The 14,839-nt window shown below is 61.9% G+C and carries 16 protein-coding genes; 8 read left to right on the forward strand and 8 right to left on the reverse strand.

Annotated features, from left to right (window positions below; translation table 11 throughout):
- Together ACLP2E_RS11410 and ACLP2E_RS11415 are read right to left on the reverse strand one after the other, a co-directional pair.
- The coding region (locus tag ACLP2E_RS11410; RefSeq protein ID WP_442465995.1) for a hypothetical protein at positions 1–412 on the reverse strand (412 nt) is incomplete at its 3' end.
- 89 nt (positions 413–501) lie between these two features.
- Positions 502–879, reverse strand: a complete 378-nt coding sequence (locus ACLP2E_RS11415) for a HesB/IscA family protein (RefSeq protein WP_442460812.1) — start codon at positions 877–879, stop codon at positions 502–504.
- A 177-nt stretch (positions 880–1,056) separates the two neighbouring features.
- Here ACLP2E_RS11415 and ACLP2E_RS11420 point away from each other — a divergent pair, with 177 nt between their 5' ends.
- Genes ACLP2E_RS11420 through ACLP2E_RS11445 form a run of 6 tightly spaced genes read left to right on the forward strand, consistent with a single transcriptional unit; the run spans position 1,057 to position 5,879 of the window.
- A complete protein-coding gene (locus ACLP2E_RS11420) occupies positions 1,057–1,659 on the forward strand; it encodes an anthranilate synthase component II (RefSeq protein WP_442460811.1) in 603 nt (200 codons plus the stop codon).
- Between the two features lie 21 nt (positions 1,660–1,680).
- Complete coding sequence (gene trpD / locus ACLP2E_RS11425; protein ID WP_442465996.1) at positions 1,681–2,724, forward strand: anthranilate phosphoribosyltransferase; 1,044 nt, start codon at positions 1,681–1,683, stop codon at positions 2,722–2,724.
- Positions 2,725–2,740: 16 nt separating this feature from the next.
- A complete protein-coding gene (trpC, locus tag ACLP2E_RS11430) occupies positions 2,741–3,556 on the forward strand; it encodes an indole-3-glycerol phosphate synthase TrpC (RefSeq protein WP_442460809.1) in 816 nt (271 codons plus the stop codon).
- Positions 3,553–4,044 (forward strand): cyclic pyranopterin monophosphate synthase MoaC, encoded by a 492-nt coding sequence (gene moaC / locus ACLP2E_RS11435; RefSeq protein WP_442460808.1) that lies wholly within the window; start codon positions 3,553–3,555, stop codon positions 4,042–4,044. Before trpC ends, moaC begins: the two co-directional genes overlap by 4 nt.
- A gap of 16 nt (positions 4,045–4,060) precedes the next feature.
- Positions 4,061–5,278, forward strand: coding sequence for a molybdopterin molybdotransferase MoeA (locus tag ACLP2E_RS11440; RefSeq protein WP_442465997.1), 1,218 nt, complete (start codon positions 4,061–4,063; stop codon positions 5,276–5,278).
- A 43-nt stretch (positions 5,279–5,321) separates the two neighbouring features.
- Positions 5,322–5,879, forward strand: a complete 558-nt coding sequence (locus ACLP2E_RS11445; protein ID WP_442460806.1) for an RBBP9/YdeN family alpha/beta hydrolase — start codon at positions 5,322–5,324, stop codon at positions 5,877–5,879.
- Between the two features lie 49 nt (positions 5,880–5,928).
- Here ACLP2E_RS11445 and ACLP2E_RS11450 read toward each other — a convergent pair whose 3' ends face one another.
- The 3 genes from ACLP2E_RS11450 to ACLP2E_RS11460 form a co-directional block, all read right to left on the reverse strand.
- Entirely contained in the window at positions 5,929–6,171 is a 243-nt protein-coding gene (locus ACLP2E_RS11450; protein WP_442460805.1) for a hypothetical protein, read from the reverse strand.
- A 248-nt stretch (positions 6,172–6,419) separates the two neighbouring features.
- Positions 6,420–7,037, reverse strand: a complete 618-nt coding sequence (gene rpsD, locus ACLP2E_RS11455; protein ID WP_442460804.1) for a 30S ribosomal protein S4 — start codon at positions 7,035–7,037, stop codon at positions 6,420–6,422.
- A gap of 243 nt (positions 7,038–7,280) precedes the next feature.
- Positions 7,281–8,285, reverse strand: coding sequence for an NADP-dependent oxidoreductase (locus tag ACLP2E_RS11460; RefSeq protein ID WP_442465998.1), 1,005 nt, complete (start codon positions 8,283–8,285; stop codon positions 7,281–7,283).
- A 118-nt stretch (positions 8,286–8,403) separates the two neighbouring features.
- Here ACLP2E_RS11460 and murI point away from each other — a divergent pair, with 118 nt between their 5' ends.
- Positions 8,404–9,231, forward strand: a complete 828-nt coding sequence (gene murI, locus ACLP2E_RS11465) for a glutamate racemase (RefSeq protein ID WP_442465999.1) — start codon at positions 8,404–8,406, stop codon at positions 9,229–9,231.
- A 9-nt stretch (positions 9,232–9,240) separates the two neighbouring features.
- On the opposite strand, the gene ACLP2E_RS11470 is transcribed toward murI, so the two are convergent.
- The 3 genes from ACLP2E_RS11470 to parC form a co-directional block, all read right to left on the reverse strand.
- On the reverse strand, positions 9,241–10,581 hold the full coding sequence (locus tag ACLP2E_RS11470) for an FAD-binding oxidoreductase (RefSeq protein ID WP_442466000.1): 1,341 nt from the start codon (positions 10,579–10,581) through the stop codon (positions 9,241–9,243).
- Between the two features lie 455 nt (positions 10,582–11,036).
- Positions 11,037–11,486 (reverse strand): hypothetical protein, encoded by a 450-nt coding sequence (locus tag ACLP2E_RS11475; RefSeq protein WP_442466001.1) that lies wholly within the window; start codon positions 11,484–11,486, stop codon positions 11,037–11,039.
- A gap of 247 nt (positions 11,487–11,733) precedes the next feature.
- Complete coding sequence (gene parC, locus ACLP2E_RS11480) at positions 11,734–13,980, reverse strand: DNA topoisomerase IV subunit A (RefSeq protein ID WP_442466002.1); 2,247 nt, start codon at positions 13,978–13,980, stop codon at positions 11,734–11,736.
- 250 nt (positions 13,981–14,230) lie between these two features.
- Between parC and ACLP2E_RS11485 the strand changes: the two genes are divergently transcribed.
- A complete protein-coding gene (locus ACLP2E_RS11485; RefSeq protein WP_442463774.1) occupies positions 14,231–14,467 on the forward strand; it encodes a hypothetical protein in 237 nt (78 codons plus the stop codon).
- The last annotated feature ends 372 nt before the right edge of the window (positions 14,468–14,839 follow it).

The following is a 14,839-nucleotide window of genomic DNA, read 5'->3' on the forward strand; positions in this document are numbered from 1 at the left end:
TGGCGGTTCCGTCCTCGTAGCCGGAAAGGTCGCGTCCGCCCGCGTAAGCGAAGGTGTCGATGGCGTCGCTCATCACGAACCCGCCTTCGAGCAGGTCGAAAATTTTTCTGGAAAAATCGAAGATCGCTCCGCGATCCATGGCGCGCAGAAAAATCCACAAATCGTGTTGCACAGAGGGAATGGCGTGCGGCGCGCCCGAAAGCGCCGGAAACACCCGCAGGCCGGGCATTTCGCGCTCTAAAGCGCGACCCAGGGGCTTGCCAACGCCCACGACGCCCCATTCGGGATCAAAGTTTTCACGCAACAGCGCCAGCGCCGGACGGGGATCGGTTTCGTGCCCGACAGAGAAGGAAAGCGATCGCCCATGTGGCAAAGCAGGCGCAACAATGCCCGGCTGATAAGTCAAGGTCATGAAAAACTCCTCCGTCCCCATAGCCAAGGGTGGCGGAGTCGCTGAAAACCGGCAATGCGCTCGATCAATGACGAAGCTACGCGGGCGTTTCAGGCGTTGAAATCGGCCAGGACTTCCGGCGCGACAGCGGTCAGGGACACCGATTCGCCGCAGCCGCAGGACGCCGTCTCGTTGGGGTTTGCAAAAGTAAACGTCGCCGACAATTTGGTGGTGACGAAATCCATCCGCGCGCCGATCAGGAACAGGATCGCCTTGGGGTCGATCAGCACTTTCGCGCCCTTTTCCTCGACCAGCGTCTCGCCCGGAAGCGCCTCTTCCGCCAGATCGACCGTATAGGACATGCCGGCGCAGCCGCCGTTCCTGACGCCGACGCGCAAGCCGAAAACCTTGCCGTCGGCCTTGTCGACCAGCATCTTTATGCGCGACGCCGCGGCGTCGGTGATTTCCATGAGGGGGCGTGCGGCCATGTCTTGTCCTTCGAACCGGTTCAAGTCCGGCGAAATATGAGTTGAACAGGATATAGCATCGACGGGGGCCGGGTTAAAGGAGGCTCGGCATCCGCGACCTGCCGCCGCAATTGACTTCCCCCGCCCTTCCGCTCAAAACAGCCCGACACAGCCCGAGCGAACGGGCGGAGAATTTCGATGCCTTCCGTCACCCTGATCGACAATTACGACAGCTTCACCTTCAATCTGGTGCATTATCTCGGCGCGCTCGGCGCCAGGGTGAAGGTTTTGCGCAACGATCAGGCCAGCGTCGAGGAAATCATCGCCGAGGAGCCGGGCTGCCTAGTGCTGTCTCCGGGACCCTGCACGCCGCATGAGGCGGGAATCTGCCTCGACCTGATCCGCCAGGCCAGTTCGAAGATCCCGATCCTCGGCGTCTGCCTCGGCCATCAGGCGATCGGCGAGGTTTTCGGCGGCGAGGTCGTGCGTGCGCCGACCCCCGTCCATGGCAAGATCGCCGATATTTTTCATGAGGGCGAGACGCTCTTCCACGGCCTGCCCAGTCCATTCAAGGCCACGCGCTATCATTCGCTGGTGGTGCGCCGCGATTCGGTTCCCACCGAACTGGCGGTCACGGCGCAAACCGCCGATGGCCTGATCATGGGCTTGAGCCATATCACCCATCCCGTCCATGGCGTACAGTTTCACCCGGAAAGCATCGCTTCCGAACACGGCCACGCCCTGTTGCGCAATTTCCTCGATCTGGCGAAAAGCTGGAACGCGGCCAAGCGTCAAAATTGACGATTCAGGTCCACTGACACCATGGAAGCGTTCAAGCCCGTCCTCTCGAAAATCGCCCACGGCGAGATCCTCTCCCGCGCCGAGGCTGAAGCCGCGTTCGAGGCTTTGCTTTCGGGACAGGCGACCCATGCGCAGATGGGCGCTTTTTTGATGGGCCTGCGCGTGCGCGGCGAAACCGACGACGAATTGATCGGCGCCGTCACCGCGATGCGGGCGAAAATGTTGCGGGTAAAGGCGCCTGAAGGTGCGATGGACATCGTAGGCACCGGCGGAGATGGCGCCAACACCTACAATGTCTCTACGCTCGCGGCGATCATCGTCGCCGCCTGCGGCGTGCCGGTCGCCAAGCACGGCAGCCGCGCGGCGTCGTCGAGGTCCGGCGCCAGCGACGTTCTCGGCGAATTGGGCGTGGGCGTCGGCATCGAGCCCGAGCGGATCGAGGCGAGCCTGAGGGAGGCCAATATCGGCTTCATGACCGCGCAGGCGCATCACGCCGCCATGGCCCATGTCGCGCCGGTACGTCGCGAGACCGGCGCGCGCACCCTGTTCAACCTGATCGGGCCCTTGTCCAATCCCGCCGGGGTCAAGCGCCTGCTGCTCGGCGTGTTCTCCGAAAAATGGATGGAGCCGATCGCCAGGGCCCTGCAGGAACTCGGCGCCGAGCGCGTCTGGGTCGTGCATGGAAGCGACGGGCTAGACGAGATCACCACCACCGGCCCGACCCAGGTCGTGGCTCTGGAGGACGGCAAGCTGCGCCGCTTCGAGATCACGCCCGAACAGGCCGGGTTGAGCCGCGGCAGGATCGAGGATCTGCGCGGCGGCGATCCGGCCCATAATGCGGCGGCTTTGCGCGCGGTTCTCGCCGGCGCGAAAAACGCCTATCGCGACATAGCCGTTTTGAATGCCGCCGGCGCCCTGGTCGTGGCCGGCAAGGCCGCCAGCCTCGCCGAGGGCGCAAAACTCGCCGAAGCGGCGCTCGACAGCGGAAAAGCCGCCGCTACACTCGAAAAACTGATAAAAATCTCCAACGACCGATCCCACGCCGGTACACAGGCGGCGGTTTAGGCGCTAAGGTTGAATCATGCCCGATATTCTGAAAAGAATTGAAGCTTACAAGCGGACGGAAATTTCCGAAGCGAAAGTGCGCGTGCCTTTCTCCACCCTGGAGCGCAAGGCGCATGACCGCGACCCCCCGCGCGGCTTTCTGCGCGCCATCGAGGCCAAGGTGGACGCCGGGCGCCCCGCCCTGATCGCCGAGATCAAGAAAGCCAGCCCGTCCAAGGGATTGATCCGCGCCGAATTCGATCCAGCCGCGCTCGCCCGTGCCTATGAGGCCGGCGGCGCCGCCTGCCTGTCGGTGCTGACCGACGGTCCCTCCTTCCAGGGCAGCCTGGACAATCTTGCCGCCGCCCATGCCGCGTCCCGCCTGCCGTCGCTGCGCAAGGATTTCCTGTTCGATCCCTATCAGGTCTATGAAGCGCGCGCCGCCGGCGCCGATTGCATCCTGATCATCATGGCCTGCGTCAACGACGCCGAGGCGCGCGCCCTCAATGTCGCCGCCCACGACTTGCACATGGACGTGTTGGCCGAGGCCCACGACGAGGCGGAACTGGATCGCGCGCTGGCGCTCGAAACGCCGCTGGTCGGCATCAACAACCGCAACCTGCGCGATTTCAAGGTGACGCTGGAAACCAGCGCACGCCTCGCCGCGCGGGCGCCAAAAGACCGGCTGCTCGTCGCCGAAAGCGGCATCTCGACCCATGCCGATATCGCCCGGCTGCAAAAAGCCGGCATCAATGTGTTTCTGGTCGGCGAGTCGCTGATGCGGCACGCCAATGTTGAAGAGGCGACCAAAAGCCTGCTGACCGGCGCGCCGGCGACCGCGCACTCGGCATGAGCGCAGGCAAAACCGGACTTACCCATCTGAACGAGGCCGGCGAAGCGCGCATGGTCGATGTCTCGGCCAAGCCGCGCAGCGCCCGCATCGCCGTGGCGCAGGGCTGCGTGGTCATGGGGGCGGAAACCCTGGCGCTATGCTTGTCCGGCCAGGCGAAAAAGGGCGATGTTTTCGCCGCCGCGAGAATCGCGGGAATCATGGCCGCCAAGCGAACGTCGGATTTGATTCCGCTTTGCCATCCGCTCAACCTCTCCAGGGTCGACGTCGATATCAAAGCGGACGAGCGGTTGCCCGGGCTTCGCATCAAGGCGACGGCCAAGACGACCGGCGAAACGGGAGTGGAAATGGAGGCCCTGACCGCTGTTTCCGTCGCCTGCCTTACCGTTTACGACATGCTGAAAGCGGCGGACCGCGCCATGCGCATCGAGAACGTGATGCTATTGGAAAAGACTGGCGGCGAATCCGGGGACTATGTTCGCGCCGACTGAGAGAGGGCTCCCGCCGATGACCGAAAACAAAAAACCCTTGTCGGTCGACGAGGCTCTCGAGGCCATTCTCGCGGCGGTGAAAAGCCCCGTCGCCATCGAGGATGCGCCGCTGGCGAAATGTTTCGGCCGCACCCTGGCGCAGGACCTGTTCGCGCGCCGCACCCAGCCGCCAAAGCCCCTGTCCGCCATGGACGGTTACGCCCTGCGCGCCAACGACGCCGGCGCGCGAAAAGTGATTGGCGAATCCTCCGCCGGGCGTGGCTTTGACGGATTGTGCGGGCCGGGCGAGGCCGTGCGCATTTTCACCGGGGCGCCGATTCCCGACGGCGCCGATACGGTGCTGGTCCAGGAAGAGGCCCAGCGCGACGGCGACTTCGTCACCGCGACGGCGCCGATTCAGCACGGCCGCAACGTGCGGCTCGCCGGCATAGACTTTCGCGAGGGCGAGAAAATTCTCGAACGCGGTCGCCGCCTCAGCCCGGCGGATATCGCGCTGGCCGCCAGCGCCGATCACGCGACTTTGCCGCTGGCGCGCGCGCCACGGATCGCCGTGCTGGCCACTGGCGATGAACTGGTCGCGCCGGGCGCGCCCCGCGGCCCGGACCAGATCGTCGCCTCCAACTCCTATTCGGTGCTCGGCCTGATCGCTGCCGCGGGGGGCGAGGTCATTGACTTAGGCATTTGTTCCGACCGGATCGACGAGATCGAGGCGGCGATCGGCCGCGCCCGTGCGGAACAGGTCGACGTGCTGTTGACCATCGGCGGCGCCTCGGTCGGCGACCATGATCTGACGCGCGGGGCCCTGGCGCGCGAAGGCATGGCGCTGAATTTCTGGCGGGTCAACATGAAGCCGGGAAAACCGCTGATTCACGGCCATATCGGGCCGATGACGGTGCTCGGCCTGCCCGGCAATCCGGTATCGGCGGTGGTCTGCGGCGAGCTTTTCCTGAAACCTTTGATCCGCGCCTTGTGCGGCGATCCTCTCGCCGGGGCCGACCGCTCCCAACCCGCCTTCGCCGGCGCCGCTCTTCCGAAAGGCGGCCTGCGTCAGGAATTTGTTCGCGCCGCTTTGGCTCTGGACGAACAGGGGCGCATGATCGCCACCGCGCATGCGGATCAGGATTCCTCGCTCAATCGTGTATTGTCACAATCGCAGGTTCTGATCATCCGCCCCGCGGGGGCGCCGGCCTGCGCAGCCGGCGCGAGCGTGCGGATTTTGCGCCTCACCTTGTGATCGACGCGCTTTTCTTGCCGGCCCTCGTTAGCTAGAAGACCACATGCGTATTTCCGATCTCGATATTTTCATCCTTCCCGGCCTCGGCGGCTCCGGCCCCGACCATTGGCAGAACCGCTGGTCGCAAAAGCTCTCCACCGCGCGAATGATCGAGCAGGAGGACTGGGACAATCCCCGGCACGACGCCTGGGTAGCCGCGATCAAGCGTGAAATCGCCCAATCGACGCGGCCCGTGGTGCTGGTCGGACATAGTCTCGGAGCCTATGCCGCCGCCAGCGCCATAGACGACGAAACCCGCGAAAAAATCGCCGCCGCCTTTCTGGTCGCGCCGCCAGACCCGGACAGCGCCGACGTGAAAAGCTTCCTAATCGACCCCGCATTCAAGGAAAAAGCGCCGCGGACGGCGCTTCAGGTTCCAGGCGTGATCGTGGCAAGCCGCAACGACGCTCTGGCGGATTATGAATTCACTGAAAAGCTTGCTGCTCTCTGGGGTCTCGAACTGGCCGACGCGGGCGATGCCGGCCATATCAACGCCGAAAGCGGTCACGGGCCTTGGCCGGAAGGATTGATGCGTCTGGCGGGGCTTTTATCCAAGCTTTGACCGCGCTCGCCCTTTGGCGCCGCTGGCGCGGCTAAGGGAGTTCAACAGTTTATTCGGCGCAGCAGCAAGCCGCGGCTTGCGCCATCCGGCGCCGCACCGCCGTCCCCCGCGTGATCGCCTTGGCGGCCATCAACGCCAGCGGAATGCCGACGACATAGCCGGCTACGGCGGCGATCGGAATGTAGCGCAGGGCCTCATCCGTCAAGCCAGGCGTCATCAAGACGCCAAGAACGGCCAATCCTGCCAGAACCGTACCGCCCATCACCCATAAAAGTGCAGCCAGCCGTGTCATTTTCGCCTCCCGAAGCCTCTCCCGATCTGACCACAACGGAGCAAAAAAAGGCTTAAGAACCCGAGCTTGTCGCGATTCCTTCTCGCAAAACGGTAAACGCTTCGCTTAAAAATATTATCGCGAAGGCGTGAATGGTCGCGCCGGGAGGACAAAATTTCGTTGACACACATCTATTGCCAAGCTGCAGACAAAAAAGGCCGCCCGAAGGCGGCCAGATTTTCTCGTACTTGGTTTTCTTGTTTCGCGCCTCAGCGCGAATAGAATTCGATGACCAGATTGGGCTCCATCTGCACCGGATAGGGCACTTCCGACGGCAACGGCACGCGGGTCAGCTTGGCGGTCATCTTGGAATGATCGACCTCATAGAAATCCGGCACGTCGCGCTCGGCCAGGCCGACCGATTCCAGCACGGTGACGAGCTGGCGCGAGGCTTCCTTGACCTCGATCACGTCGCCCGGCTTGACCAGGAACGAGGCGATGTTGACGCGCTTGCCGTTGACCTTGACGTGGCCGTGGTTGACGAACTGGCGGGCGGCGAAAACCGTCGGCACAAATTTGGCGCGGTAAACCACGGCGTCGAGGCGGCGCTCCAGCAGGCCGATCATGTTGTCGCCGGAGTCGCCCTTCATACGGATCGCCTCGGCGTAATATTTGCGGAACTGCTTTTCCGAAATATTACCGTAATAGCCCTTGAGCTTCTGCTTGGCCTTGAGTTGGGTGCCGAAATCCGACATCTTGCCCTTGCGGCGCTGGCCATGCTGGCCGGGGCCGTATTCGCGGCGATTGACCGGGCTCTTCGGGCGGCCCCAGATGTTCTGGCCCATGCGGCGGTCGATTTTATACTTGGCTTGTGAACGCTTGGTCATCTAGTCCTCAAAATTCGAATGCGGCATGAGGACAGATAGTCGTGCGCAAAGATTGCGCAGAGCCAAAGCGTCCTCCCGCCGGGCGGGATAACGCGCCCTCCTCTGCCGGCATTTGCCGGCCGACAGACGGCTCACCTGTCAAAGGGAGCGGTCACGGGTGCGAGTCTCCTCCCAAGCATCAGCCGGGCGAAGAAGCGGGGTCATAGAACCCGGCGCTGCATAAGTCAATCGGCGAACCCGATTTCAGCGCAGTTTCACCAATTGCTTGCCGAAGTTTTTCCCCTCCAGCAAGCCGAGAAAAGCGGCGGGCGCGGCCTCGATGCCCTCCGCCACGCTTTCGCGCCAGCGCAATTTGCCGGCTCCGATCAGACCGGCGAGTTCGCCCAAGGCCTGCGGCCACAGCGGCAGGTGATCGAAGATGATGAAGCCCTGGATTTTCGCCCTTTTGACCAGAACCACACGAAGATCGCGCAGCGCCGAAGGCTCGTCGACCTGATAGGAGGCCACCAGGCCGCAAATGGCGATCCGCGCGAAATCATTGAGCCGGCGGGCGCAGGCGTCGAAACATTTGCCGCCGACGTTCTCGAAAAGGCCATCGACGCCTTTCGGCGTCGCCGCCTTCAAGAGCTCGTATAAATTTTCCGCGCGATGATCGACGCAAGCGTCGAACCCCAGCGTCTCGACCGCATAGGCGCATTTTTCCGCACCGCCGGCTATTCCCACCGCCCGCGCTCCCGCCGCCTTGGCGAGCTGGCCGACGACCGATCCCACCGCCCCGGTCGCAGCCGAGACGACCAGCGTTTCGCCGGGTTTGGGTTCGATGATCCTGTTGACGCCATACCAGGCGGTCACGCCCGGCATGCCCAACACGCCGAGCCAGGCTTGAATGGGAATGTCGTTCGGCTCGATCTTGCGCAAGAAAGATCCGTCGCTGATCGAGTAGAGCTGCCAGCCGCCCATGCCGACGACCTTGTCGCCCACGGCGAAATTTTGATGCCGCGAGGCGACCACTTCGCCGACCGTCCCGCCGATCATCACTTCGCCGAGCGGCTGCGCCGCGGCGTAGGATTTCGCGTCATCCATCCGGCCGCGCATATAGGGATCGAGCGACAGATATTCGTTGCGCACCAGTACCTGGCCCGGTTCCGGCTCGGGCGCCGGACGCTCGAAGAGCTGGAAATTCTCGGCCGTGGCCTTGGCGCCTGCGCCTGGCCGCGAAGCCAGAAGGATTCCCTTGTTGACCGGCATAGCTTCCCCCTCATTGGCTTTGTTGTCGACAGACTATGACGGACCCGCCGGTGGCGTTAAGGCTTTCTTCACGTTAAAAGCTGTTCCCTGACCCGAAGGAACTTGCCCGGCGCGGAAAATGGATCGCAGCCCCAAAATTCTCGTCTTCGATTCCGGCCTTGGCGGCCTGACGGTTTTTCGCGCCCTGCTCCGGCAAAGGCCCGATGCCGAATTTCTTTACGCCGCCGACGACCTGGGCTTTCCCTATGGCCCGAAAAGCGAGGCGGAAGTCGTCTCTCTCGTCATGAGCGCGATGGAGAAGCTGATCGCGGAGAATGCTCCCGATTGCGTGGTCATCGCTTGCAACACCGCCTCCACTCTGTTGCTGCCGCATCTGCGCGCCCGCTGGCCGCAAACGCCTTTCGTCGGCACGGTGCCAGCGATCAAGCCGGCGGCCGAGCTTTCGCAATCGCGGATGATTTCCATTCTCGCCACGCCGGGCACGGCAGCGCGCGACTATACACTCGACCTGATCGAGAGATTCGCCGGCCATTGCGACGTGGCTCTGGTCGGCTCCAAAAATCTCGCAGGCCTCGCGGAAGGTTTCGTCCATGGCGAAGCTATTTCCGAAGAGCAAGTCGCGGCGGAAATCGCGCCCTGTTTTGTCGAAAAGAACGGGCGGCGCACCGATTCGATCGTGCTCGCCTGCACCCATTATCCGCTGCTGCTCGAAATTTTCGACCGAATCGCGCCCTGGCCGCTGCGCTGGATCGATCCCGCGCCTGCGATTGCGCGGCGCATGGATCATGTACTGTCGGCGCGCTTTCCGGCAGGACGGACGAATGGACGGAGTTTTTCCTTCCATTTCACCAGCGGCGCGACGCCGACGCCGAAGCTGTTGACGACCCTGGAGCTTTTGCGGCGCGACGACCGCAAATCGACCGAAGTCGATCGCGCCGCAATGTGAGCTTCCAGCCTAGCCCGGCCGAATATTCTGATTCATGCGGAACAGATTGCCGGGGTCGTATTTGGCCTTGATCTTGCGCAATCGCGCCATCGCGCCAGCATTGTAAGCGTCCGCCACGCGGTTTTCGCCCTCGTCGGCGACAAAGTTCACATAGACCTTTCCGGCGCCATGCGGCTTCATCGCGTCGAAGAAACCTTGAGTCCAGGCAAGATGCTGAGCGGATTCCGCAGGGTCTTTCCATCTTGTCTGGATGACCAGCGCATATTTGGAATCCCGGAATCCGCAGGCCGTGTCGTTCTCGCCCACGCGCGCCACGGCGCCGCCCATTGTGGCGAGCTTGACGTCCGTGAAGGGCGAAGAGACCATCGAAACATGTTCAAGCATGGTTTGCGCGGCCGCGTCGGTGAGTTCGGGTAGATAATGCCCCACCCATTGATTCCGGAACCCGTTGCCCCATGCCGGGTCGAGCGCCTTCTGCCAATCCGGGTACGGCCGGACTTTCACCAGGTCGATGAGCGGCTGGCCGAACTGGCGAAGCGGTTTTACAACCTTTTCGCCGGTTTCGAGGTCGCCGGCCCAGCAGACCGCGACCGTCGCGACAGGGCGGCCATGCATTTCCGTGGGCAGCGCCGGCGAGGCAGGCGCCTTGCGCATCGTCATCCAGACACACACGTCATCGGGCGCTCCGGCGTTGAATTCCCGAACATGGGCCGCCACCTTCGGGAGATCCTCAAGCGGATAAAAAATCAGGCCGGCAAGAACGTCTTTGACCGGCGCCAAACGGTATTTGAAGCTGGACACAATGCCGAAATTGCCCCCGCCGCCCCTGATGGCCCAGAACAGGTCCGGGTTTGACTGCGCCGATGCGGTGACGATTTCTCCATCGGCCGTCACTATCTCGGCAGAGACGAGATTGTCGCAGCCCAGACCCAGCTTGCGATGCAGCCAGCCGATGCCGCCGCCCAAAGTATAGCCGCCCAGGCCAACCATCGAAATGATCGGCCCGGTCGAGGCCAGTCCTGATTCGTGCGTCGCGGAATCATAGACGCCGAAGGTGGTTCCGCCGCCAGCCTTGGCGGCTTTCGCGGAAGCGTCGACCTCGACACCGGCGAGGCGGGTCAGATCAATCGTCACCCCGCCGTCGCAAACGGCAAAGCCGACGTGGTTGTGTCCGCCGGCGCGAACGGAGAGCAGCGCATTATGACGTTTGACGAAACGCACGGCCCTCGCGATATCCTCGCTGTCGGCGCAACGGATGATCACGGCAGGATGGCGATCGATCGCAGCGTTCCAGATATGCCGCGAAGTTTCATATTCGGGCATGCCGTCGATCAGAAATTCGCCGTGCATTCCCGCTTTCAACTCACGTAAAGCGGCGCCGTCTAGGGAGATGACGCCGCCGTCGAGAGTTTTGATTGTAACGCCTTCCGTATCCCCGCGAGAGATCGCCATCGGGCACAACGAGGCGCCAGCAAAAATGGAAACAGAAAAGCCGAGGAACTCGCGCCTCCTCATTGTTTCCTCCCATAATTTTTTCCGCATTAAGTTGCGGAATTATTGTATATAAACAGCTTATTATAGCAGAGATTTAAACCATGAATTCAACATGCGAGCACGTCAAAGACTTTGCTTTGCCAACTCTTTGGGCGTCTTCCCAAGGACAACGGCCGAGAGCATCAAAAGTTCAACAGTTCGAAGTTTCGGCAAAGCCATAAACTTTCGACCCAGGAAGCCTTTTTTCTCACTTCGCCGGCGCGTAAACGCATTTGGCGCCAGCGCCGCTTGGGCGTTGGAGGAGACCGAATTTATTCGCCTTGAGCAAACCCTTCGGCGGCGGCCGGCCGGCATTGGCGCGCTGGCCCGGTCATCATCGCAGCGATAATGGGACTCGCTTTGCGCCTGACAACCATGAACCCCCTCGCTGTCCGGCCAATGGCGAAATAAGCTGCCGAGAACACAACCAAGCCCGACAAAGCGGCCGACAGCAACTCAATCGCCCCATAAGCAGCGATTTGCATGTGAAATACAATGATCAAGGAAGACGCCAATGACAGGAGCAACGCAAATAATATCGCCACATTCGAAAAAATCTTGATTTGCTCACGCAACATCGCGCTGGAAATCCGCACGGAGCGATCGTCATCGTAATCGTTGGCCGCCGCCGACAAAGCCCGCGTTATCGACAAGGAGGACATGAAGGCCGCGAACAGAAAACAGCTTGCCGTGATGATATAGAGCGAGCCTTCCTGGCTCACCGGATTTGCCTTCAGAGCCTGGACGAAGGGTATCCCGAAAATACACGCCTGCGCCACGCCATTAGCGAGAAATGGCCTGATCGCCTTCAGGGCGGGCTGCAGTGCATAAGTTTCATTTGTTACACTAGAAGTCATGACAATACGCCACTAACGTTGCTTGGTGACGCAAGGTAGCGCCGGCAAAACGATAGAAGCAAGCGCCGATTGAAATGATGGTGAACCCTAGCCTAGCGGCCGCCTCGGCGCGTCATCCAAACCTGTTCGCCTTGGGGAACCCCTTCGGCGGCAGCCGGCCGGCTTCGGCGCGGTGGCCGAGCCATTCGGTCAGATTTTCCTTCGCCACATTGAAGACGCGGCCGCCCGGATCGATCCAGCCAAGACCGTCCGCCAAAGCGAAGGTCTTGATATCCGACAGGCCGCCGTCGCGATAGCGTTGCAGCCTTACCCCCTTGCCGCGCGTCATTTCGGGGATTTCCTCCAGCGGGAAGCACAAGAGCTTGCGGTTCTCGCCAATCGCCGCGACGTGGTCGCCCTCGACCGGAATAATGAACCGCGCCTTGGCCGGCGGATCGACGTTCAGCAGCATCCGGCCCTTCTTGGTATTGCCGATCATGTCGTCCTGCGAGGCGCGGAAACCGCGTCCGTCGGACGCGGCAACCACCATTTTGCCGCCCGGACGATGAACGAACACGGCCGCGACATCTTCGCCGTCGTCAATGTCGGCCAGCAGGCGGATCGGCTCGCCGGCTCCGCGTCCACCCGGCAGCTTGGCGGCGTCGAGGGTGAAGATCTTGCCGTCGGTCGCCAGCACCAGGATTTTCGACGTGGTCTCGGCAAAGAACGACACCCGCAGGCTGTCGTCGCCCTTGAACTGCAGATTTGACAGGTCGGAAACCTGACCCTTCAACGCGCGAATCCAGCCCTTTTGCGTGACCACGACCGTGATCGGCTCGCGCTCGACCAGCACGTCGGCCAGATCGAAATCGCTGGAGACGGCGGGCGGCGCCTCGAAACTGGTGCGCCTTCTGCCGAGCGCCGTAAGCGGCCCCCATTTCTTCTTGATCTCGCGGATCTGCGCGGTGACGCTTTTCCACTGCCGGCTCTCGTCGCCTACCAGGGTTTCCAGTTCGCCCTTTTCGCGGGTCAGTTCGGCGTGTTCGTTGCGCAACTGCATCTCTTCCAGCCGGCGCAGCGAGCGAAGCCTGGTGTCGAGAATGTAATTGGCCTGATTGTCGGTGAGTTCGAACCTCGCCTTCAGCACGTCCTTGGGCTCGTCCTCCTCGCGGATGATGCGGATCACCTCATCGAGATTGAGGAAGGCGATGATCATGCCGGCGAGGACTTCCAGCCGGCGTTCGATCTCGGCCAGGCGGAAGCGGGCGCGACGCACCAGCACATTGCGGCGATGGTCGAGCCATTGGCGCAAGGCTTCGGAAAGCGAAACCACGCGCGGGGTCACGCCATCGACCAGCACGTTCATGTTCATGGGGAAGCGGGATTCCAGCTCGCTCATGCGGAAAAGGCTTTCCATCATGACGCCGGCGTCGACGTTTCGCGCCCGCGGCTCCAGCACGATCCGCACATCCTCGGCGGATTCGTCGCGCACGTCGGCGAGCAGCGGCAATTTGCGCTCGTTGACCAGTTCGGCCAGCTTTTCGATCAGCCGCGACTTCTGCACGCCATAGGGAATTTCGGTGACCACGGCGTTCCACACGCCCCTAGCCCCCTCCTCCTTGCTCCAGCGCGCGCGGATGCGGAACGAGCCGCGCCCGGTGCGATAGGTTTCGCGAATCGCTTCGGGCGAATCGACGATGATGCCGCCGGTGGGAAAATCCGGCCCGGGAACGAAGACCGTCAATTGTTCGGCCTCGGCTTGCGGATTGGCGATGAGATAGAGCGCGGCGTCGCAAAGCTCGGCGACATTATGCGGCGGAATGGAGGTCGCCATGCCGACGGCGATGCCCTGGCTGCCATTGGCCAGCAGGTTGGGGAAGGCCGAGGGAAGGACCACCGGCTCCTTCTGGTCGCCGGAATAATTCTCGCGGAAGTCGATGGAATCCTCGTCGATTCCTTCCAGCAGGGCGCGGGCGACCTCGGTCATGCGCGCTTCGGTGTAGCGATAGGCGGCGGCGCCGTCGCCGTCGATATTGCCGAAATTGCCCTGCCCGTCGACCAGCGGAAAACGCGAGGTAAAATCCTGCGCCAGCCGCACCAGCGCGTCATAGATCGCCTGATCGCCATGGGGATGGAACGAGCCCATGACGTCGCCGACGATTTTCGCGCATTTCTTGAACGGCGTGCCAGGATCGAGCCGCAAAATGTGCATCCCGTAAAGAATGCGCCGGTGAACGGGTTTCAATCCGTCGCGCGCGTCCGGCAGGGCCCGGCCCATGATGGTCGACAGCGCATAGGCGAGATAGCGCTCTTCCAGCGCGTCGCGCAGATTGACCGGCGGATTGTTCTCGCCCGGAGGCGGCAGATGCGGTTTAGCCATGCCCTGCCATAGGACAGGCCGGGCCGCGGTTCAAGTTCCCTGTTTGTACCTATGCCGATTTTTGATGCCCACTGTTGCGTTTTAGCACTGGATTGTCCCAGCGAGGGGAGATAGAAACGCGCAAATCCTTCGCATGTGCGAACCCTTTCTCAACCATCATCGTTTAGGTTCCGGCAGTTGAATGCTTTGGCGTGGCAAGACGTTTCGCTTGCGCCGATGTTCCTGATCTCGGAAATCGACTGAGGCGGTCATGAAAACGTCAAACAAGTTTGCGCCGGCGCTGATTGCACTGGCTGTCGCCGCAGCATTCGGCCTTGGTTTCGTCTCGCCGGTCGGAAAAGTGATGGCCGAAGGCGTCGCCCAGGCGGTGGAGGCTGTCACCATCCAGTCCCAGGCCGCAGAGGACCGGCAATGCGAGATGCGCGAAGTCGAGGCAGACGAAGGCTATGGCGTTTCGCGAAAGGAAATGCGACTCGTCTGCCATTGAGGCTGGACGGAAGCGAGACCGGAAATCGGAGCCTCAGATAAAAACCGCGTGCTGAATTCGATCAAACAGGCGCGTCGACTCTTCGCTCCGGCAATTCATTCTTGACCGAAAGTCGTGCTACGTCAGCGCAATATATGCCGAAACCGCAAATATCAATGCGGCAAATATTACGGACAATACGGGATAACCGCTATCCGCAAGACCGACAATCGACCTTTCTAATCCAGCAAGATAGTCACTGATGACGGGCAGCATTTTCCCCCCCATTAATACATAATACGAGGACCATCAGATTCGTGAACCTTGCGAACACGACTGCGGGCGCCTCTCCTATGCCCCACAACGGAACAGGATCGATTGGCGCCATCCTGG

The organism is Rhodoblastus sp., assembly GCF_052145335.1.
Classification (GTDB): Bacteria; Pseudomonadota; Alphaproteobacteria; order Rhizobiales; family Beijerinckiaceae; genus Rhodoblastus.